Origin of the sequence: Brevibacillus sp. SYP-B805, assembly GCF_011059135.1 — a bacterium.
Classification (GTDB): domain Bacteria; phylum Bacillota; class Bacilli; order Brevibacillales; family Brevibacillaceae; genus Brevibacillus_F.
The window spans coordinates 122,058-142,649 of sequence record NZ_JAALGD010000003.1 but is presented as its reverse complement, the minus strand read 5'-3'; the positions used below and the strand labels follow the sequence as shown (position 1 = coordinate 142,649).

20 protein-coding genes are annotated in these 20,592 nt (G+C 57.0%); all 20 read left to right on the top strand.

Annotation, left to right across the window (positions count from 1 at the left end; translation table 11 throughout):
- Positions 1–21 precede the first annotated feature (21 nt).
- The 20 genes from mce to G3578_RS05580 all read left to right on the top strand — a co-directional run bounded on the left by mce (position 22) and on the right by G3578_RS05580 (position 20,580).
- On the top strand, positions 22–864 hold the full coding sequence (mce, locus tag G3578_RS05680) for a methylmalonyl-CoA epimerase (RefSeq protein WP_165209821.1): 843 nt from the start codon (positions 22–24) through the stop codon (positions 862–864).
- Positions 861–2,417, top strand: a complete 1,557-nt coding sequence (locus tag G3578_RS05675) for an acyl-CoA carboxylase subunit beta (protein ID WP_165209818.1) — start codon at positions 861–863, stop codon at positions 2,415–2,417. The genes mce and G3578_RS05675 overlap by 4 nt, the downstream gene beginning before the upstream one ends.
- A 94-nt stretch (positions 2,418–2,511) precedes the next feature.
- Positions 2,512–3,627, top strand: a complete 1,116-nt coding sequence (locus tag G3578_RS05670; RefSeq protein ID WP_206529501.1) for a M20/M25/M40 family metallo-hydrolase — start codon at positions 2,512–2,514, stop codon at positions 3,625–3,627.
- 121 nt (positions 3,628–3,748) lie between these two features.
- The gene (locus G3578_RS05665) at positions 3,749–4,939 is read left to right on the top strand and encodes a DUF3866 family protein (protein ID WP_165209815.1); all 1,191 of its coding nucleotides are present in this window, start codon (positions 3,749–3,751) and stop codon (positions 4,937–4,939) included.
- 165 nt (positions 4,940–5,104) lie between these two features.
- A complete protein-coding gene (locus tag G3578_RS05655; protein WP_165209810.1) occupies positions 5,105–5,662 on the top strand; it encodes an NUDIX domain-containing protein in 558 nt (185 codons plus the stop codon).
- Positions 5,655–6,848 carry an endonuclease Q family protein gene (locus G3578_RS05650; RefSeq protein WP_346773963.1) on the top strand — a complete coding sequence of 398 codons (1,194 nt, stop codon included), beginning with the start codon at positions 5,655–5,657 and terminating at the stop codon, positions 6,846–6,848. The genes G3578_RS05655 and G3578_RS05650 overlap by 8 nt, the downstream gene beginning before the upstream one ends.
- Positions 6,849–6,909: 61 nt before the next feature.
- Positions 6,910–7,701, top strand: a complete 792-nt coding sequence (locus G3578_RS05645) for a thymidylate synthase (protein WP_241254481.1) — start codon at positions 6,910–6,912, stop codon at positions 7,699–7,701.
- Positions 7,698–8,198, top strand: a complete 501-nt coding sequence (locus G3578_RS05640) for a dihydrofolate reductase (RefSeq protein WP_165209807.1) — start codon at positions 7,698–7,700, stop codon at positions 8,196–8,198. Before G3578_RS05645 ends, G3578_RS05640 begins: the two co-directional genes overlap by 4 nt.
- 57 nt (positions 8,199–8,255) lie before the next feature.
- Positions 8,256–8,882, top strand: a complete 627-nt coding sequence (gene spoIIM, locus G3578_RS05635; protein WP_165209804.1) for a stage II sporulation protein M — start codon at positions 8,256–8,258, stop codon at positions 8,880–8,882.
- Between the two features lie 139 nt (positions 8,883–9,021).
- Positions 9,022–9,483 carry a ferric iron uptake transcriptional regulator gene (gene fur / locus G3578_RS05630; protein WP_165209801.1) on the top strand — a complete coding sequence of 154 codons (462 nt, stop codon included), beginning with the start codon at positions 9,022–9,024 and terminating at the stop codon, positions 9,481–9,483.
- Between the two features lie 96 nt (positions 9,484–9,579).
- Positions 9,580–10,710 carry an alanine dehydrogenase gene (gene ald, locus G3578_RS05625; RefSeq protein ID WP_165209798.1) on the top strand — a complete coding sequence of 377 codons (1,131 nt, stop codon included), beginning with the start codon at positions 9,580–9,582 and terminating at the stop codon, positions 10,708–10,710.
- Positions 10,711–10,774: 64 nt separating this feature from the next.
- Positions 10,775–11,014, top strand: coding sequence for a DUF4227 family protein (locus G3578_RS05620; RefSeq protein WP_165209795.1), 240 nt, complete (start codon positions 10,775–10,777; stop codon positions 11,012–11,014).
- Between the two features lie 93 nt (positions 11,015–11,107).
- Complete coding sequence (xerD, locus tag G3578_RS05615) at positions 11,108–11,995, top strand: site-specific tyrosine recombinase XerD (protein ID WP_165209792.1); 888 nt, start codon at positions 11,108–11,110, stop codon at positions 11,993–11,995.
- A gap of 45 nt (positions 11,996–12,040) precedes the next feature.
- Positions 12,041–13,216 carry a phosphopentomutase gene (gene deoB / locus G3578_RS05610; RefSeq protein WP_165209789.1) on the top strand — a complete coding sequence of 392 codons (1,176 nt, stop codon included), beginning with the start codon at positions 12,041–12,043 and terminating at the stop codon, positions 13,214–13,216.
- Between the two features lie 16 nt (positions 13,217–13,232).
- Positions 13,233–14,042: a purine-nucleoside phosphorylase gene (locus G3578_RS05605; RefSeq protein ID WP_165209786.1), complete on the top strand. Its 810-nt coding sequence runs from the start codon at positions 13,233–13,235 to the stop codon at positions 14,040–14,042.
- A 37-nt stretch (positions 14,043–14,079) separates the two neighbouring features.
- Entirely contained in the window at positions 14,080–15,390 is a 1,311-nt protein-coding gene (locus G3578_RS05600) for a pyrimidine-nucleoside phosphorylase (RefSeq protein ID WP_165209783.1), read from the top strand.
- 544 nt (positions 15,391–15,934) lie between these two features.
- The gene (locus G3578_RS05595; protein ID WP_165209780.1) at positions 15,935–17,626 is read left to right on the top strand and encodes an ABC transporter substrate-binding protein; all 1,692 of its coding nucleotides are present in this window, start codon (positions 15,935–15,937) and stop codon (positions 17,624–17,626) included.
- Between the two features lie 75 nt (positions 17,627–17,701).
- Entirely contained in the window at positions 17,702–18,628 is a 927-nt protein-coding gene (locus G3578_RS05590; protein WP_165209777.1) for an ABC transporter permease subunit, read from the top strand.
- Positions 18,629–18,630: 2 nt separating this feature from the next.
- A complete protein-coding gene (locus tag G3578_RS05585) occupies positions 18,631–19,560 on the top strand; it encodes an ABC transporter permease (RefSeq protein WP_165209774.1) in 930 nt (309 codons plus the stop codon).
- A gap of 24 nt (positions 19,561–19,584) precedes the next feature.
- A complete protein-coding gene (locus G3578_RS05580; RefSeq protein WP_165209771.1) occupies positions 19,585–20,580 on the top strand; it encodes an ABC transporter ATP-binding protein in 996 nt (331 codons plus the stop codon).
- The last annotated feature ends 12 nt before the right edge of the window (positions 20,581–20,592 follow it).

Sequence of the window (20,592 nt, the reverse complement as noted above, 5' to 3'; positions counted from 1 at the left end):
CGATGAAAGGGAGGAGCAACTATGAATCAAAAGATACGCGTTCTCGTCGCAAAACCGGGACTGGACGGGCACGACCGGGGAGCGCTGGTCGTGGCCCAGGCTTTGCGGGATGAAGGGATGGAGGTCGTCTATACCGGTTTGCGGCAGACGCCGGCACAGATCGTGAACGCGGCCATTCAGGAGGATGTGGACTGTATCGGGCTTTCCTGCCTGTCCGGCGCTCATAACGAACTGTTTCCGGAGGTAGTGAGACTGCTGCGTGAACACGGAGCAGACGATATTCTGGTGGTGGGGGGAGGGGTGATTCCGCAGGAGGACATCCCCTTTCTGAAGTCCCAGGGCATCTCGGAAATCTTCACGCCGGGAACCCCCACAGCCGTGACGGCGGATTTTATCCGCAACAACGTAAAGCGCAAGCGGATGAGCCTGGTGCAGCCGCCGAAAAAAATCGCCCACATCGGGATCGCGGTCAGCCGCATCGAATCGGCGCTGCCTTTTTACACCGAACAACTGGGACTGCCGCTCCTGGGAACCGAAGTGGTGGAGAGCGAGCAGGTGCGCATCGCGTTTCTCGGCATCGGGGAGAGCCGTCTCGAACTGCTGGAGCCGCTTGGCCCGGACAGCCCGATCGCCAGGTTTCTGGAGAAGCGCGGGGAAGGCATTCATCATATCGCCCTCGATGTGGATGACATCGAAGAACGGCTGACCAGACTGAAGGAGAACGGCGTCCCGCTGATCCACGAGACCCCCAAAACCGGGGCCCATGGAGCGCAGATCACCTTCCTGCACCCGAAGGCGGCCGGCGGGGTCCTGTTTGAATTGTGCCAATATCCGGCAGCGAAGGGAGAGCACCAGAGCGAATGAGCGACCAGATGTACGAAAAAATCGACGAATTGTACGAACGCAAGCGGAAGGTGGAGTTGGGCGGCGGCGACGAGCGGATCGCCGCGCAGCACAATCGCGGCAAGCTGACCGCACGCGAGCGGCTTGACATTTTGCTTGATCCCGACAGTTTTGTGGAGCTGCAGCCCTTCGTCAAGCATCGCGCCGCCCACTTCGGCATGGATAAGCTGGAAGCGCCCGGGGAAGGGGTCGTCACGGGTTACGGGAAAATAAACGGCCGCCTTGTTTATGTGTTTGCCCAGGATTTCACCGTGTTTGGGGGCGCGCTCGGGGAGATGCATGCCAAAAAGATTGCCAACATCATGGATCTTGCGGCGAAAAACGGGGCACCCGTCATCGGATTGAACGACTCCGGGGGCGCCCGCATCCAAGAGGGCGTGGTCTCGCTGGACGGCTACGGCCATATTTTTTACCGCAACTCCATCTATTCCGGCGTGATTCCGCAGATCTCGGTCATTCTGGGGCCGTGTGCCGGTGGGGCGGTCTACTCGCCCGCCATCACGGACTTCGTGTTCATGGTGGAGAAAACTTCCCAGATGTTTATCACCGGACCGAAAGTGATCGAGACCGTAACGGGCGAGAAGATCAGCAGCGAAGATCTGGGCGGCGCCGCGGTTCATTCCTCCATCAGCGGAAACGCCCATTTCACCGCGGCGACGGAAGAAGAGGTGCTGGCGCAGGTGCGCAGGTTGCTGTCATTCCTGCCGCAGAACTACCGCGAAGAACCGGCGCGCCTCCACTATGACGGGGACCCCGGGGACTGGATCGAGGCGATCATCGATGCGGTTCCGGTGGCTGGGACAAAAGTGTACGATGTGAAGAAAGTGCTGGAATTGATCGTCGATCATGGCGATTTTCTGGAGATCCACCCCAATTTTGCCAGGAATATCGTGGTGGGATTCGGCCGGATCGACGGCCAGGTGGTCGGCCTGGTCGCCAATCAGCCAAAGGTGATGGCCGGTGGGTTGGATATCGACTCGTCGGACAAGCTGGCCCGTTTCATCCGCACCTGCGATTGCTACAACATTCCGCTGATCACGTTTGTGGACGTAACGGGCTTTTTCCCGGGCATCAATCAGGAACACGGGGGCATCATCCGCCACGGCGCCAAGATTTTGTACGCGTACTCGGAAGCGACCGTGCCGAAGATTTCCGTAATCACCCGCAAAGCGTACGGCGGCGCCTATGTCGCGCTGAATTCGAAGGCAATCGGCGCCGACGTGGTGTACGCCTGGCCCAATGCGGAGATCGCCGTGATGGGGCCGGAGGGGGCAGCCAACATCATTTTCGCGAAAGAGATCGAACAAAGCGATGATCCGGCCGCTACCCGCCAGGCGAAAATCGCGGAGTACCGGGAGAAATTCGCCAACCCGTATGTAGCCGCCGAACATGGCATGGTGGACGATGTGATCGACCCGCGCGAAACCAGAAAGCATCTGAAACGCTCCCTGGAGATGCTGCGCGGCAAACGGGAAAAGCGGCCGGACAAAAAGCACGGCAACATTCCGTTATAATCACGCCCAACGTATGGAGAAACTTGCCGGTTTGGTTTATACTGATAGAGCCGAATCAAGTTAGCCGTCCAATCCATACATAGGGGGAATTGCCTTGATCAACTACCAACGATTGTTAAACGAGTTTCTGGAATTGGTCCAGATCGACAGCGAAACGAAACATGAAGCCGCGATCCAGAAAGTTTTGAAAGAAAAACTGCTTGCGTTGGGCTTCACCGTCGAAGAGGACGATGTGGCCGCCAAGATCGGCCATGAAGCGAACAACCTGGTGGCCACCCTTCCCGGCACAGCCAAGGGACCGACGATTCTGTTCAGCAGCCATATGGATACAGTGGTCCCGGGCAATGGGGTGAAACCTTCCGTCAAGGACGGCTATGTGGTGTCCGACGGCACGACGATTCTCGGTGCCGATGACAAGGCGGGCATCGCCGCCATCCTGGAAGGCATCCGCACCGCAAAGGAAAACAACCTGCCGTATCCGACGATTCAGGTGGTGTTTACCGTCGGGGAAGAATCCGGGCTCCTGGGTTCCGGCAACATGGACGCCAGCCTGCTCAAGGCGGACATGGGCTTTATTTTTGACTCGGAAGGACCGGTGGGCAAAATCACCGTGGCAGGTGCCGGGCAGTACCGCATCATTACCAAAATCCACGGCAAAGCCGCTCACGCCGGCGTCAATCCGGAGGACGGCATCAGCGCCATCACGGTCGCAAGCAAGGCGATCTCCCGCATGCCGCTGGGGCGGATCGATGAGGATACCACGGCCAACATCGGCCGTTTTGAGGGCGGCAAAGCGTTCAACATCGTCACCGACTTCGTGGAAGTGTGGGCGGAAGCGCGCAGCCTCGTGATGGAGAAGCTGGAGGAGCAGGTGAAGAAAATGACCACCGCCTATGAAGAAGCGGCGGCGGAGATGGGCGCTCGCTGCGAAAACCAGGTCATCTTCATGTACCATGGCTATAAGTTCGACCAGGATACCCCGGTCGTGCAAAAAGCGATGAACGCCGTGAAACGGGTGGGCCGCGAACCGGAACTGGTCAAGAGCGGCGGCGGCAGTGACGGCAACCACTTCAACGGCTACGGGATTCCAAGCGTCAACCTGGCGATCGGCTATGAGGAGATCCATACGAAAAACGAGCGGATGCCGATCGAGGAATTGAATAAAGCGGCCGAGCTGGTGCTGGCCATTATTCAGGAAGTGCTTGAATAGACAACGGCAGAGATGTGAAAGAGGACGGGGGAAGACCCATCCTCTTTTTCCTTTCCCATTCCGTTGTATGGCGGCCTCCTCTGCCGCATACGATGGAAGGGGGATGGAAAGGAGGGCCTCTATGCTGCGTGTAGCCACAGCGGAAGTGTTGGGTGTGTCAGGCGAAGAGAACGGATGGCAGACGCTGTCGATCCGCCATCTGGGCAGCGGTGCCATCGGGCAGGCGTTCTGCTACTGGCGGGAGACAGGGCGCTGCCGCGCGGGGGAACGTGTGCTGATCAATACCACCGCAGGCGTGTTGGGATTGGGAACAGGAGGGTATCATTTCGTGATCGGCAGACTGGAGCAAGCGGGAGAAACCGATCTCTACCCGACCGCGTGGGGGCATATCGTCAAAATGCGCTACTCCCCCCTGCAGCTGGCCGTCGATGCCGTCGAAGAGCAGAACAGTCCGCATCATGCGCTGTTTGTTAATGACGCGCTTACGCTGGAAGGCACCCCCGTGCTGATTGGGGAACTGCACAGCCTGCTGCCCCTGCTCGTGCTTGCGCTCAAACAGCGGGAGCCGGACCGCAGCCTGGTGTATATCATGCCGGACGGCGCAGCGCTACCGATACTCGTCAGCCGCCACGTCCGGACGCTGCGGCGGCTGGGTTTGCTTAAGGCCACGGTGACGACCGGCCAAGCCTGGGGCGGCGATCTGGAGGCCGTCAATCTCCATACTGGTCTGCTGGCCGCCAAATGGGTGGCCAAAGGGGATCTGCTGCTGTGTCTGCTGGGTCCAGGGGTGGCCGGGACGGGGACACCGCTGGGGTTTTCCGGGATGCAGCTTGCCGAGGTGATCCATGCGGTCTCGCTGCTCGGGGGAATCCCGATCGTCGTCCCGCGCATCAGCTTCTCCGACCCGCGGCCGCGCCATCAGGGGATGAGCCATCATACCCGTACGGTGTTGAAGCGCTTCACGCTCCGTCCGGTGATGCTGCCCGTCCCGCGCTTTGGAGATGACCGCGATGCCTTGCTGGAGGCGCAGGAGAGCGAAGACCGGATGGAAGCCAGGCACCTCCGTGTCGTCCTGGACGCGCCTTCCCTCGCGGAGATGGAGTCGCTTCAGGCCAGCTATCCGCTGCCGCTTGCCACCATGGGGCGGACGCTGGCGGACGATCCGTCGCCGTTTCAGGCAGCGTTTCTTGCGGCAGAAGTCGCCTTGCAAGCGGTCAGCAGGGGAGCGCCGCCTAGCGTCTGGTCGCCCTGTCTCGGCGCAGAAGCCATTCTTGCAGCGTTTCGTTCTTTTTGGACATGTGGCGAAGCGTAGCGCGGATCTCCCACACTTTGCCCACCATGCGCAGCTGGCCGCGTGCCGTGTACGTTTTCATAAAGATCGCCTCCGTTGGGTTGCGTCTGGGACAAGCCTTTCTCGTTGTAAGCTTATGGATCAAACCGTCTGTTTAGACCAAAAATGACCGTTGAGGTGGATGAAATGGCTGACAAAGATGCCTTGTATGAACGCACCATTGCAAGCGAAACGATCTATGACGGACGCATCATTCAGGTAAAAGTGGATCAGGTCGTGCTGCCCAATGGCAAAACAGCGAAGCGGGAGATCGTCCATCATCCGGGAGCCGTGGCCGTCCTGCCTCTGACGGATGACGGAAAGATGATTGCGGTGCGTCAATTCCGCAAGCCCCTGGAGCTGACCATCGTGGAAATCCCGGCAGGCAAGCTGGAGAAGGGGGAAGATCCGCTTGCGTGTGCCAAGCGGGAGCTGGAGGAGGAGACGGGGTATCACGCGGAGCATTTTGAGCATCTCAGCTCCTTCTACACGTCGCCCGGTTTCGCGGATGAACTGCTTCATCTCTACGTGGCAACCGGGCTGAAGGCGGGGACAACCCGTCTGGACGAAGATGAATTTGTGGAGGTGCTTGCGCTTACCTTGGAAGAGGCGCATGAACTGCATCGCACGGGCAAGATACGCGACGCGAAGACGGTGCTTGCTTTGTACGCCTGGGAGAATCGGGTGCTGAAAGGCCGTGGCTGACCGTTTGCGTTCCTTCTTTTGCGACCTGCATATCCATGTGGGCGGCACACAGAGCGGCAGACCGGTCAAGATAACCGCATCCCGGCAGATGACGCTGACGCGCATTCTGGAAGAGGCGTCGGAGCGCAAGGGCATGGAGATGATCGGCATCATCGACGCCCATGCCCCGGAGGTGCAGGAGGAGCTGGCCGAGCTGATGGAGCGCAGGCAGGCAGTTCCCCATCCTCTCGGAGGCATCGCCTACAAGCAGACCATGCTGCTGTTGGGGTGTGAAGTGGAGATCAAGGAACCGGGGCGCGGGGAGGCCCATTTTCTCTGCTATCTGCCCACGCTGGACAAGATGTCCCGGTTCACGCGCTGGCTCTCCGCCCGCTGCAAGAACGTCAACCTCAGCTCGCAGCGGATCGCGGCCGGCCTGCATGAACTGCAGGAGTATCTGGCGTCACAGGAAGGGATCCTGATCCCCGCCCATATTTTCACGCCTCACAAGGGGCTGTACGGCAGTTGTGCGGATCGGCTGGCCGATGTCCTCGACCCGGCGCTGGTGAATGCCGTCGAATTGGGCCTTTCCGCCAACACGGAGATGGCGGATCGGCTCAGCGAACTGCACGACAAGACATTCGTCACCAACTCCGATGCCCATTCGCTGTCCAAAATCGGGCGGGAATACCAGGCGATCCGCATGGCCGAACCGTGCTTTGAAGAGTGGCGCAAAGCCTTGCAGCGTGCGGACGGGAGAGGCGTGGCAGCCAACTACGGTCTGCATCCCCGCCTGGGCAAATACCATCAGACCACCTGCCAGTCGTGCCATGCCCCGCTGCCGGTGGAAGGGGACGGGCGCTGTCCGCACTGCGGGTACAAGGCGGTGGTCAGAGGAGTAGCGGAACGCGTGGAGCAGCTGGCTGACCTGCCGGCCGGCGTTCATCCACCCCATCGCCCGCCGTATGTGGAACAGATCCCGCTCGAATTCATTCCCGGGGTGGGACGAAAGACGCGGGAAAAACTGTACCAGGCGTTTGGCACGGAGATGAATATCCTGCACCGCACGGACGAGGAACAGCTGGCGTCTATCGTGGGGGAAGCGGCGGCCAGGACGATCATCCTGGCCAGAGCCGGCAAGCTGGCCATCTCCGCCGGCGGTGCAGGGACTTATGGCAGGGTGCAGACATGTGAAAAGAGAGGATGACAAAGCGCGGTCATGCTCTCTATAATGGACTGAGCGATGTTGGCTTAAAAAGGGGAGTCGCATGACGATGAACAGTGCGGATCAGCAGTATCTTGCCCTGGTCAGGGATGTACTTGAAAACGGGTATTATGACAACAACCGGACGGGCATTCCCACCAAGAAATTGTTCGGCCGTTCCTTCACGTTCGATCTGCAGAAGGAATTTCCCATCCTGACCACCAAGCAGGTGTTTTTCAAAACGGCGGTCAAGGAGCTGTTATGGATTTATGTGCTGCAAAGCAATGACGTGAAGACGCTGCAGGAGATGGGCGTGACGGTCTGGGATGAGTGGGCCCGGGAGGACGGGACGATCGGGAAGGCGTACGGCTACCAGGTGCGCAAACACAAGCAGATCGACAAGCTGATCGATGGTCTGAAGCGGGACCCGCAGGGCCGGCGCCACATCATCAGCCTGTGGGATTTGAACGATCTGGATGATATGGCGCTGCAGCCATGCGCGTTTATGACCATGTGGGACGTCAGCGCCGGACGTCTCAACTGTACGCTGGTCCAGCGCAGCGCCGATCTTGGGTTGGGCGTGCCGTTCAATTTCACGCAGTACGCGGTGCTGATCCATATGGTCGCCCAAGTGACGGGCCTGGTTCCGGGCACATTCGTCCACTACATGAACAACGTCCACATTTACGAGAATCACTTCTCCGCCTTGGAAGAGCAGCTTCGGCGCGAGCCGTATCCGGCGCCCAAGCTCTGGCTGAATCCGGAGATTACCAACTTTTATGATTTTACGGCGGATGATATCAAACTGATCGATTATCGGCATCATCCCAGATTGGAGATGGACGTAGCGGTATGATCTCCCTGATCGTTGCCATGGACCAAAACCGGCTGATCGGCCGCAACAACGGCCTGCCCTGGCGCCTGCCGGCGGATCTGCAGTATTTCAAGCGGGTCACGAGCGGAAAAACCGTCATCATGGGGCGCAAAACCTATGAATCGATCGGCAGGCCGCTGCCCAACCGGAGAAACATCATCCTGACGACGCGGAAGGATTTCCGTCCGGCAGGCTGTACCACCTATGATTCCGTGGATGAGCTTATGGCCCGTCTGCCGCAGGAAGAAGAAGCGTTCGTGATCGGGGGAGCCGAGATTTACCGTCTCTTTCTGCCGTTTGCCGACCGCATGTACATTACCTTGATCGACCATGCCTTTACGGGCGATGCCTATTTTCCCTCTTACGACGAGTCCGAATGGCGGCTGATCTCCAGCGAGCCCGGTACTCAGAATGAAGAGAACCCGTACCCATACCGCTTTACCGTCTGGGAGAGGGTGAAGCAAGCCGGTCAGTCATAGCGGGTGGCCTGTCCGCATACGCTGGTAGAAACCAGGGTTCGGGTAGGAGGAAGCGGGATGAAGAGACGCGTACGCCATACGCTGCAGGCCTATATGCAGGAGCATCAGTCCCTTTATCTGTTTGCCGTCGTCTTGTTTGCTATGGGCGTGATCTTCGGGGCAGTGATCGTCAACGCGCTGGATCTTTCGCAAAAGCAGGAGCTGATCGGCTTTCTCCATTATTTTTTCGCCAACATGGATGAAAACGGGATTGCCGATCCGGGCCTCCATTTTCAGCAAACGTTCGGCTATCATCTGAAAACGATCGGCGTGATGTGGATCCTCGGGCTCTCGATCATCGGTCTGCCGCTCATCCTGCTGCTCCTGTTCCTGAAAGGGGTGATCGTCGGCTTTACCGTAGGCTTTCTCGTTGACCAGCTGCAGTGGCAGGGCGTCACCTTCTCGCTGGTGGGCGTGCTGCCGCAAAACATGCTGATCGTCCCGGCCCTGCTGATCGTCGGGGTGGGGGGGATCTCTTTTTCGCTGCGCCTGATCAGAACGCGCCTGCTGTCCAAACGGGATGTCATCCTGCCCTACTTCATCAGCTACACCGGCCTCGTGTTCGCCATGCTGGCTGTCTTGACGATCGCCGCCCTGTTTGAAACCTATGTCTCGCCCGCCTTGATGCAATACGTGATTAATTAAGAATAATTATCATGTAAGAACAGATGTATTTGACTTCAAGGAATGCCCTCCTCTATAATAGGAACAGGTTTTCATGCTTTTGTGTCCTGCCATGGGGCATATGCTGGCCAAGCACAGAGGCGAGCGGGGAGGGGCAATCATGGAAGAAAAATTAGAAAAGATTAAACAGCAGCTGCATTCCCAAAACTATAAATTGACGCCGCAGCGTGAAGCCACTGTTCGTGTCTTGCTGGAAAACGAGGAAGATCATCTGAGTGCGGAAGATGTCTACCTTCTGGTGAAGGAAAAAGCCCCCGAAATCGGTCTTGCCACGGTGTATCGCACGCTTGATCTCCTTAGCGAACTGAAAATCATCCACAAAATGAACTTCGGGGATGGCGTGGCCCGCTACGATCTGCGCGATGACAATGCGGAATACCACCACCATCATCTGGTGTGCCTCAACTGCGGTACGGTCGACGAGATTTTTGAGGATCTGCTGGTGTCAGCTGAAGAGAAAGTCAAAACGGTCTACAATTTCTCCATTCTTGATCACCGGTTGACATTCTATGGCATCTGCCACCGCTGTATCGACAAGGTGAATATCGAAGACTTCAAATAAGAAAACTTCTCTCGCGGCAGAGAAGTTTTTCGTTTGACGCCCGCCCATCTGGACATCCTATACCTGTGATACTTTGACAGCAGGAGGGCGTACCAGATGATCATCGGCGTACCAAAAGAGATCAAGAACAACGAGAATCGCGTCGGCCTCACTCCCGCCGGGGCAGCCGCCTACATTCAGGCCGGCCATGAGGTGTACGTGGAGACGCAGGCGGGCACGGGCAGCGGATTTCCGGACGAAGATTACAAGGCGGCAGGGGCCCGGATCCTGTCCACGGCCAAAGAGGTGTGGGAGAAGGCGGAGATGATCTGCAAGGTGAAGGAGCCTCTGCCGGACGAATATCCGTTTTTTCGGGAGAACCTGATTCTGTTTACATACCTCCACCTGGCACCGGAGCGCGAATTGACCGAACAGCTGCGGCAGAAGAAAGTGATCGCCATCGCCTACGAAACGATTCAGACCGAGGACGGTCACCTGCCGCTCCTGATGCCGATGAGCGAGGTGGCGGGACGCATGTCGGTGCAGATCGGCGCGCAGTTCCTGGAAAAACCGCACGGCGGCAAGGGGATTCTCCTCGGCGGTGTTCCGGGCGTCCCCCCTGGCAGGGTCGTGATTATTGGGGGAGGCGTTGTCGGCACCAATGCGGCCAAAATGGCGATCGGGCTTGGAGCCGATGTCACCTTGATCGATGTCAACGCCAACCGGCTGCGGGAATTGGACGACCAGTTCCACGGCCGCCTGCATACGTTGATGTCCAATTCCTACAACATCGCGCAGGCGGTGAAAGAGGCGGACCTGTTGGTGGGGGCCGTCTTGATCCCCGGGGCGCGGGCGCCGAAGCTGGTTACCGAAGAGATGGTCAAGACGATGGCTCCTGGTTCCGTCATCGTGGACGTGGCTATCGATCAAGGCGGATCGATTGAAACGGTGGACCGGATCACCACGCACAGCGATCCCACCTATGTGAAGCATGGCGTGGTCCATTACGCGGTCGCCAACATGCCCGGCGCAGTTCCCCGCACGTCAACGCTTGCTCTGTCCAATGTGACCATTCCGTACGGTCTGCAGATCGCCAGCAAAGGGTACCGAAAAGCCATCGCGGAAAACAAAGCGCTTGCCCGGGGCGTCAATGTGATCGAGGGACAAATCACTTACGAAGCGGTGGCCACATCCCTGAATCTCCCGTACACGCCTCTCGGAGAGATTGTGCAGGAAGCATCGGTATAGGCGCATGGCGCGATGGCAGGCCGCATATAATGGAGGCAACGACAACAAGGGAGGGAGCGACAACATGGCGGTTCCCATGCGCAGGCTCATGGAGGCGTTGCGTTTCATGCTGCTGTTCGTCACCTGTGCGCTTCTCTCTTACGGAATTATACTGCTGTTGACCGACCATGTGCTGCCGGGCAATCCGTACCGGGAACCCAACGGGAATGCCGTGAAGGTGGTCAAGCTGATCAATGGCCCATCCCCGCAGGATGGAAGCTGGTATGCAGGCCGCCTGCAGCTCTTTTATCTGGTCGGGGAGTAACCTCTTTTTTCCCCATGAAAAAAGAGGAATTTTCTCGTTCGGTGTGGAAAGGTTTAGAAGAAACTTTCACTTTCACTGAAGGAGAAACGCTTCATGGAGATGCTGATCGATCACTTCATCCATTTTCTTGCCGTGGAAAAAGGATTGGCGGCCAATACGCTGGAATCCTATCAGCGCGATTTGATGGCGTACACGGCGTATCTGCGCGACCATGGCGTTACGGACATCCGCGATTCCACCCGTTCACATATCATCGGCTATCTCTTCACCCTGCAGGAAAAGGGAAGGGCGACGGCGACGCTGTCACGCAATATGGCATCGATCCGCGCCTTTTATCAATTCCTGGTGCGTGACAAGCATCTGGAGAAAGATCCGTCGATCCATCTGGAAACGCCGAAGATCGAGAAGCGGCTGCCCAAGGTGCTCACCATCGAAGAGGTGGAGCGGCTGCTGGATGGCCCCGAGGTGCATCATCCGGCAGGCTTGCGGGACAAGGCGATGCTGGAGTTGCTGTATGCGACCGGCATCCGGGTTTCGGAGCTGGTCTCCCTCTCGATCGGGGATGTGAATCTGGAGATGGGGTTTGTCAAATGCCTGGGCAAGGGGTCAAAGGAGCGCATCATCCCGCTTGGCTCGATGGCGATCGAGATCGTTCGGCAGTACATCGAGGTGGGGCGGCCGAAGCTGCTGAAAGAAAAGCAGGAAACCGCCTTGTTTCTCAATCATCTCGGCAAGCAGATTACCCGGCAGGGCTTCTGGAAAATCATGAAACGCTACGCCCGACAAGTAAATATTCGCACGGAGATTACGCCGCATACGCTGCGGCATTCCTTTGCCACCCATCTGCTGGAGAATGGAGCCGATTTGCGCTCGGTCCAGGAGATGCTTGGCCATGCCGATATTTCCACGACCCAGATCTATACGCACGTTACTCGTACCCGCATAAAAGACGTTTATGCCAAGACACATCCGAGAGCGTAGGCTCTCTTTTTTTCATCAAATCCATACCGACAGGGAGGAGTCGCCATGCCGCGTTTTTCGCGTATCTTTTTGATCGTGCTTGATAGCGTAGGAATTGGAGAACTGCCGGATGCCGCCCAGTTCGACGACACAGGGGCGCATACCTTGGGCCATATTGCCGAGCGGGTGCCCGGCTTTGCGCTGCCGAACCTGGCATCGTTCGGTCTCGGCAATATCGCGCCGCTCCACCATGTGTCGCCGGCAGAGACGCCGCGCGCCCATTGGGGGAAAATGAAGGAAATCTCCGTCGGGAAAGATACCACGACCGGCCACTGGGAGATCATGGGGCTGCATGTTTCCACCCCGTTTCGCACCTATCCCAACGGCTTTCCTGCAGAGCTGATCGACGAGTTCGAGAAGCGCATCGGCCGCAAGGTGCTCGGCAACAAACCGGCGTCGGGTACCGCCATTTTGGACGAACTGGGCGAAGAACATATGCGCACGGGCGCCGTCATCGTCTATACGTCGGCGGACAGCGTCTTCCAGGTTGCGGCCCACGAAGAGATCGTTCCCCTGGAGGAACTGTACAGGATCTGCGAGGTGGCAAGAGAACTGACGCTGCGCGACGAGTATGCCGTCACGCGGGTGATCGCCCGGCCGTTTGTGGGCAAGCCCGGCGCGTTCGTCCGGACGGCCAATCGCCATGACTACTCGGTGAAGCCGCCCGCGCCAACCGTCATGAACCGCCTGCAGGAGCACGGCTTCGCATCGATCGCCATCGGAAAAATCTCCGACATTTACGCGGACGAAGGGGTGACGCGGGCCATCCGGACGAAGGACAACATGGACGGGGTCGATCAGTTGATCGGCACGATGAAGGAAGCGTTTACGGGCCTCAGCTTCGTCAATCTGGTTGATTTCGATGCCAAGTACGGCCATCGCCGCGATCCGGAAGGGTATGGCCGCGCCCTGATGGAGTTCGATGCGCGTCTGCCGGAGATTGTGGGGCACCTGCAGGAGAACGATCTTTTGATCATCACCGCCGACCACGGCAACGACCCGACCCATCACGGAACGGATCATACCCGGGAGTATGTGCCGCTGTTGGTTTTCTACAAAGGCCTGCCGAGTGGCGGATCGCTCGGCGTGCGCGAAACGTTTGCCGATGTCGGGGCCACCATCGCGGACAATTTTGGCGTCCCCATGCCTGCCATCGGCAAGAGCTTCCTGACCAGTTTGTAACAAGAGGTGGAATACCATGGATCTGTATCAACAAGCAAAAGAAACGATCGAAGCGAAATTGACGGAGAAGCCGACCATCGGCCTCGTCCTGGGTTCCGGACTGGGCGTATTGGCGGAAGAGATTGAAAATCCGGTCATCATCCCGTATCAAGAGATTCCGGGGTTCAGCCGGTCCACGGTCGTCGGGCACAAAGGGCAGCTTGTGATCGGCAGGCTGGAGGGCAAACAGGTGGTGGCCATGCAGGGGCGTTTCCATTATTATGAAGGCCACGACCTGGATGCGGTCACATTCCCCATCCGGGTGATGAAGCTGATCGGGGTGGAGACGGTGATCATCACCAATGCGGCGGGCGGCATCAACGAAAGCTACCGCCCCGGAGATCTGATGCTGATCGCCGACCATCTCAACATGACCTTCCGCAACCCCCTGATCGGACCCAATGACGAGCGCTTCGGCCCGCGCTTTCCCGATATGTCGGAAGCGTACTCCCGGAAGCTGCGCGCCCTGGCGAAAAGCGTGGCGGAGGAGCTGGGCATTGCTCTGCGGGAAGGGGTGTATGTCGGACTGCTTGGCCCCAGCTACGAAACGCCCGCTGAAATCCGCATGTTCCGTTACCTGGGCGGCGATGCGGTCGGCATGTCCACCGTTCCGGAAGTGATCGTTGCCCGCCACATGGGGTTGAACGTGCTGGGCATTTCCTGCATCAGCAACATGGCTGCCGGTATCCTCGATCAGCCGCTCTCCCATGAGGAAGTGATGGAAACCACCGAGAAGGTGAAAACCACCTTCCTGTCCCTCATTCACGGCATCATTGCCAGAATGTAAGGGACGCGAAAATGTATCGGAGCCGAGGTGTAACGACATGAGAATGGTTGATTTGATTGCCGACAAAAGGGATGGCAAGGAGCATTCGCCGGAAGAGATCCGGTTTATCGTCAAAGGCTATACGGAAGGAAGCATTCCGGATTATCAGATGTCCGCATGGGCGATGGCGGTCGTGCTGCGCGGGCTCACTCCGCGGGAAACCGCCGAGCTGACCATGGCCATGGCCGCGTCGGGAGAGCAGTTGGATTTATCCGGGATTCCCGGTGTGAAGGTGGATAAGCACAGCACGGGCGGGGTAGGAGACAAGACCACGCTGGTGGTGGGACCGCTCGTGGCGGCTGCCGGCATCCCGGTAGCCAAAATGTCCGGCCGCGGTCTGGGCCATACCGGCGGAACCATCGACAAGCTGGAGTCGATCGCCGGCTTTCAGGTGGAGCGAACCCGTGAGCAGTTTTTGGCGCAGGTTCGCGACATCGGCATTGCGGTGATCGGTCAGTCCGGCAACCTGACTCCTGCCGACAAGAAATTGTACGCGCTGCGCGATGTGACAGCCACCGTCGAATCGGTGCATCTGATCGCCAGCTCCATCATGTCCAAGAAGATTTCCGCAGGAGCGGATGCGATCCTGCTGGATGTGAAGGTGGGAAGCGGCGCGTTTATGAAAACGGTGGAGGCAGCGGAAGAATTGGCCCGGACCATGGTGGAGATCGGGCGGCAGGTGGGAAGAAAAACCGTAGCCGTGCTGAGTGACATGAACCAGCCGCTTGGCTATGCGGTGGGGAATGCCCTGGAAGTGCGGGAGGCGATCGCCTGCCTGTCGGGGAAGGGGCCGGACGATTTGACGGAGCTGGCTCTGACCATCGGGGCGCATATGTTGATGCTGGCAGGTCGGCACGAGACGTTTGCCCAAGCGCGTGAGCACCTGCAGGAGCTGCTTGAGAGCGGTGCGGCAAAGGAGAAGTTCCGGCAGCTCATTGCTGCTCAAGGCGGGGACACCCGTGTGGTAGACGATCCGTCACTCCTCCCCGAAGCGGCGTACAAACTGGACGTGTTGGCTGAACAAAGCGGCTTTATTGCGAAAATAGACGCGGAGAAAATCGGGCGGGCCTCCGTGGTGCTGGGGGCAGGCCGGCTGACCAAAGAGATGGAGATTGACCTGGGGGTCGGCATTTTGTTGAATGGTAAAGTTGCTGATCCGGTCACTGCGGGTTCGCGCTTGGCGACCGTCTATGCCAACAGTCCGGAAAGCGCGGAAACAGCCCGCCGTGAGATAATGGCGGCGATTGAGATTTCGGCAGAACCGGTTGAACGGCCAAACTTGCTTTACACAACCGTCGCAGCTACCTAATCTGGACAGATGATTCACCCAGTATATATAATAGGGAGAAATGGGGGGAAAAGGAAAGAACCGCCCCTTTTCTCCCGATCCTCTCCTGCTGTCTTGGCGGATTCGCATACTTCCTCTCATGCTCGTTTTGCCAATTTTCTGAAACGGCCGCCCTGAGTTAACCTTGGAATATTTGAATATTCTCATTCGCTGCCGTTTTTCGGTTATCCGGCTGAAAAATAAGCGGGTCCCGTCCATTAATTTCAGGGGTTATATTTACAACGGTTGATTTGTGTTTTATATTATGTATTGTGTTGTTAAATAAAATACTTTTTTTCGAAAAATGATAATTTTGTTTGTTGCGAGAGCAGTGCGGTTTGCAGGAAAAAACAAAGATGCGCATTTATTCGCTACTTATGCGCTGCTTCTGAATCGCGGCTTCCGGAGTTCCTCATAATTTTTCGGAAAATTTCCGGAAAACGGGGAGAGCATTGGATGAGCCTGGCTGCAGAACAGCCGCGCAGTCCATCTCTATACAAAATATATCATTAAGGAGGGTAATTCAGTGAAAAAAAGCATCTCTGTATTGCTGAGTCTGTCCCTTGCCGGGCTGTTAGCGCTTACGGGCTGCAGCGGGGATACAGGTTCAAACACTGCCCAGAACAATAACGGCGGACAGACTGCTACCAATGGCGGATCGACCGACAGCAGCAGCTCCGGGCCGAAGATCCTGCGCGTCAACAACTCCAGTGAGCCGGGTTCGCTCCATCCCGCGAAGGCACAGGGGACGCATGAATCCTGGCCGCTGCGCCATCTGTTCGTTGGTCTGACCGAGGTTGTAGAGGGCAACAAAATTGAACCGGCGATGGCGGAAAAATGGGACATCAGCCCGGATGGAAAAACGTATACCTTCCATCTGCGCGACGGCATCAAATGGTCGAACGGCGACCCGGTAACCGCTGCCGACTTTGAGTTTGCCTGGAAATACGCGCTCAATCCCAACACCGCTTCCGACTACGCTTACCAGCTCTACTACATTGAAGGAGCCGAAGCGTACAACACCAGCAAAGAAAAAGACCCTGCCAAACTGAAGGCGCTGGAAGACAAAGTAGGGGTAAAGGCGCTCGACGACAAAACCCTGCAGGTGAAACTGACCAACCCGACCGCTTACTTCCTGGAACTGGCCGGTTTCTATACCTACTTCCCGGTGAACAAAAAAGTTCAGGAGCAAAATCCGAACTGGGCCAACGACGCCTCCACCTTCGTTTCCAACGGACCGTTCAAGCTGACGGAGTGGAAGCATAAAGAAGGCCTGAAAATGGTGAAAAACGAAAACTATTTCGACAAGGACAAGATCAAGATCGACGAGATCGACTGGGCCATGATCGAAGACGAAAACACGGCATGGCAAATGTACCGCAGCGGCGATCTGGATCTTGCTTATCCGCTGCCGACCGACGTAATCGGCCAGCTGAAATCGTCCAACAGCCCGGAACTGCATATCGATCCGGAGTATGCAACTTACTTCTATCGCTTCAATACGACCAAAAAACCGTTTAACAACGTGAAAGTACGTAAAGCGTTGGCGATGGCGATCGATCGTCAGGCGATCGTCGACAACGTTACGCAGGCAGGACAAAAACCGGCTTACGGGCTCGTAGCTCTCGGCTCGGTTGACGAAAACGGCAACGAATTCCATCAAACCGACTACTTCAAGGAAGATGTTGCACAGGCCAAACAACTGCTGGCAGAAGGCTTGAAAGAAGAAGGCCTGACCAGCATGCCGAAGTTCAAGATCCTGTACAACACGCTGGACGCCCACAAGAAGATTGCCGAAGCGATCCAAAGCATGTGGCGCGACAACCTCGGCATCGAATGCGAACTGGAAAATGCCGAGTTCCAGGTCAAAATCGACAGAGAGCACAAGCTTGACTACGATATTTCGCGTGCCGGCTGGATTGGCGACTTCATGGATCCGATGACGTTCATGGACATGTTTACCAGCCTCAGTACGCAGAACGATACCGGCTGGAAGAACAAGGAATACGACGCGCTGGTTGAGAAGGCAAAACAGTCCAACGACCAGAAGGTGCGCATGCAGGCAATGCGTGACGCCGAGAAACTGTTCATGGACGAGATGCCGGTCATGCCGATTTACTTCTACACCAAGCCGTATGCGGTTAAACCGTACGTCAAAGGCGTTTACGCACTGGCGACAGAATATCCGACACTTAAATACGCTGACATCCAGAAGTAATCACCAAGGGATCAATCAGGGGGAATGCTTGGCGCGTTCCCCCTTCATTAAGCAAACACGAATGGAGGGTATTCGGTGTTACGGTTTACTTTAAAGCGCCTCGGCTGGGCCCTCTTGACACTGTGGATGGTGATCACACTCACCTTTGTGCTGATGCACAGTATCCCAGGAAATCCATTTGCAAAAGAAGGAAAAATGCCGCCGGGCGTCTTCGAGAATCTGATGAGGTATTATCATCTGGACGAGCCTTTGTACGTACAGTACGGCCTTTATTTGAAATCGCTTCTGCAGTTTGATTTTGGACCGTCGATCAAGTCAAGCACGCTGACTGTCAACGATTACATCAGGGAAGGTTTCCCGGTTTCCCTGCATCTCGGTCTGCAGGCGCTGATCATCGGGGTGACGCTTGGCATCATCTTCGGTGTATTTGCCGCGCTCTACCACAATCGCTATCCGGACTACCTCTCGATGGTGTTGGCAATCATTGGTCTTTCCGTGCCCAACTTCATCCTTGCTACTGTCTTCATCAACTACGTTGCCGTGGAGTGGGGGCTGCTGCCGCCTGCGCAGTGGGGAACCTGGAAGCATACGATCCTGCCGTCGCTTGCGCTGGCCGCGATGCCGATGGCCTTTACGGCGCGCTTGATGCGCTCCAGCATGCTGGAAGTGCTGTCGCAGGATTACGTGAAAACCGCTAAGGCAAAAGGGATCGCCAAAAGCATGGTTATTCTGAAACATACGATCCGCAACGCGATTCTGCCCATTGTCACCGTACTGGGTGTGATTGCGACCAACCTGGTAACGGGAAGTTTTGTGATCGAACACATTTTTGGCATACCCGGTATGGGCGAAATGTTTGTAAAAGGAATCTTCAACCGTGACTATCCGGTTATTCTCGGCTCTACGGTTTTCTACAGTGCGGTTTTGATCTTTCTTACTTTTGTTATCGACGTATTGTATACGTGGATTGATCCGCGCATCAAAGTTACAGGAGGGGAGTAAAAATGCAGCATGAACCGCAGTTGACTGCCGAACTGTTCCAGCCTGTAGCTGACAATTCAATGGAGACGGAAAAGATCGTGCGTCCGAGCATCTCCTACTGGGCAGATGTGTGGCGCCGTTTAAAAATGAATAAATTGGCAATGGTTGGACTGTTCCTGATCGTCGGGCTGGTGGTTATGGCGATTATCGGCCCGATGATTAGCGGCTACACGTACCACGGAATCGATTTTAAGGCGAAAAATCTGCGCTGGAGCGCTGAGCACTGGTTCGGTACGGATACCTCGGGACGTGACCTGTTTACACGCGCCTGGTACGGTGCGCGCATCTCCCTGTTTATCGGGGTGATGGCGGCATTGATCGACTTTGTCATCGGTGTCATCTACGGCGGCATCTCCGGGTTTAAAGGCGGCCGCGTCGACAATATCATGATGCGTATCGCCGAAGTGCTCTACGGGGTGCCGTACCTGCTGATGGTGATTTTGCTGATGGTCGTGATGGGACAGGGCCTGTGGACGATTATCATCGCGATGACGCTCACCGGCTGGATCCCGATGGCCCGGCTTGTGCGCGGCCAGGTGCTGCAGTTGAAAGAGCAGGAGTATGTACAGGCTGCGCTTGCACTTGGTGCCAGCACCGGCTGGATTTTGCGCAAGCACATCATTCCCAACACGATGGGACCGATCCTCGTTAACATCACATTGACCGTGCCTACTGCCATCTTCGCCGAGGCGACGCTCAGCTTCCTCGGCCTGGGCGTACCGGCGCCGCAAGCAAGCTGGGGGACGATGGCCAACGATGCACTGGTTAGTCTGCTTGTCGGCAATACCTATCAGCTGTTCATTCCCGGATTTTTGATTTCGCTGGCGATGTTTGCCTTTAACGTCTTCGGCGATGGTCTGCGGGATGCCCTTGACCCAAGGATGCGTAAATAACTTGTGAAGCAAAGGGTGGAAAAAATGGAAAAAATACTGGAAGTGCGCGACCTGCACGTTACATTTCATACGTATGCCGGGGAAGTACAGGCAGTGCGCGGCGTCAACTTTGAGGTGGGCAAAGGAGAAGCGATCGGCATCGTCGGCGAGTCCGGGTGCGGCAAGAGCGTCACGGCCCAGTCCATCCTCAAGCTTCTGCCGCAGCCGCCGGTTCAGTACAAACAGGGCAGCATCCTGTTCAATGGACAGGATCTGTTGAAGAAAAGCGAAAAAGAAATGGAGAAGGTGCGCGGGAAAGAGATTTCGATGATCTTTCAGGACCCGATGACCTCGCTTAACCCGACGATGACGGTGGGCAAGCAGATTGCCGAGGGATTGACCAAACACCACAAAATGAGCGCAGCTGCTGCCCACAAACGCGCTGTGGAACTGCTGGAAATGGTCGGCATTCCCCAGCCGGAGCGGCGTGTCAACCAGTACCCGCACGAGTTTTCCGGCGGCATGCGGCAGCGGGCGATGATCGCGATTGCGCTGGCCTGTCAGCCTCAGCTGCTGATCGCGGACGAGCCGACGACCGCGCTCGATGTGACGATTCAGGCGCAAATCCTCGAGCTGATGAAAGAATTGCAGAAAAAGTTGGGCACGTCGATCATCCTGATCACGCACGATCTGGGCGTCGTCGCTGACATGTGCGAGCGGGTGATCGTCATGTACGCCGGAAAAGTTGTGGAATCGGGAACGGTTGACGAAATCTTCTACAACCCGCAGCACCCCTATACAAAAGGCCTGCTGCGTTCCGTACCGCGGCTGGATCAGAACCGGAACGAACCGCTGACGCCGATTTACGGCACGCCGCCTGATTTGCTGAAACCGCCGGCGGGCTGCGGATATGCAGCGCGGTGCGAATCGGCGATGCGCGTATGCCAACTGTATGACCCCAAACTGGACATGGTTCGCAGCAATCATCAATCGGCTTGCTGGCTGCATCATCCGCTTGCGCAGGGCAAGACTGGTTCATAGGAGGGAGCGCAC

Coding starts and splice junctions, on each gene's coding strand:
- mce (WP_165209821.1), top strand. CDS start 22: ATGAATCAAAAGATACGCGTTCTCGTCGCAAAACCGGGACTGGACGGG.
- G3578_RS05675 (WP_165209818.1), top strand. CDS start 861: ATGAGCGACCAGATGTACGAAAAAATCGACGAATTGTACGAACGCAAG.
- G3578_RS05665 (WP_165209815.1), top strand. CDS start 3,749: ATGCTGCGTGTAGCCACAGCGGAAGTGTTGGGTGTGTCAGGCGAAGAG.
- G3578_RS05655 (WP_165209810.1), top strand. CDS start 5,105: ATGGCTGACAAAGATGCCTTGTATGAACGCACCATTGCAAGCGAAACG.
- G3578_RS05645 (WP_241254481.1), top strand. CDS start 6,910: ATGACGATGAACAGTGCGGATCAGCAGTATCTTGCCCTGGTCAGGGAT.
- G3578_RS05640 (WP_165209807.1), top strand. CDS start 7,698: ATGATCTCCCTGATCGTTGCCATGGACCAAAACCGGCTGATCGGCCGC.
- spoIIM (WP_165209804.1), top strand. CDS start 8,256: ATGAAGAGACGCGTACGCCATACGCTGCAGGCCTATATGCAGGAGCAT.
- fur (WP_165209801.1), top strand. CDS start 9,022: ATGGAAGAAAAATTAGAAAAGATTAAACAGCAGCTGCATTCCCAAAAC.
- ald (WP_165209798.1), top strand. CDS start 9,580: ATGATCATCGGCGTACCAAAAGAGATCAAGAACAACGAGAATCGCGTC.
- G3578_RS05620 (WP_165209795.1), top strand. CDS start 10,775: ATGGCGGTTCCCATGCGCAGGCTCATGGAGGCGTTGCGTTTCATGCTG.
- xerD (WP_165209792.1), top strand. CDS start 11,108: ATGGAGATGCTGATCGATCACTTCATCCATTTTCTTGCCGTGGAAAAA.
- deoB (WP_165209789.1), top strand. CDS start 12,041: ATGCCGCGTTTTTCGCGTATCTTTTTGATCGTGCTTGATAGCGTAGGA.
- G3578_RS05605 (WP_165209786.1), top strand. CDS start 13,233: ATGGATCTGTATCAACAAGCAAAAGAAACGATCGAAGCGAAATTGACG.
- G3578_RS05600 (WP_165209783.1), top strand. CDS start 14,080: ATGAGAATGGTTGATTTGATTGCCGACAAAAGGGATGGCAAGGAGCAT.
- G3578_RS05585 (WP_165209774.1), top strand. CDS start 18,631: ATGCAGCATGAACCGCAGTTGACTGCCGAACTGTTCCAGCCTGTAGCT.
- G3578_RS05580 (WP_165209771.1), top strand. CDS start 19,585: ATGGAAAAAATACTGGAAGTGCGCGACCTGCACGTTACATTTCATACG.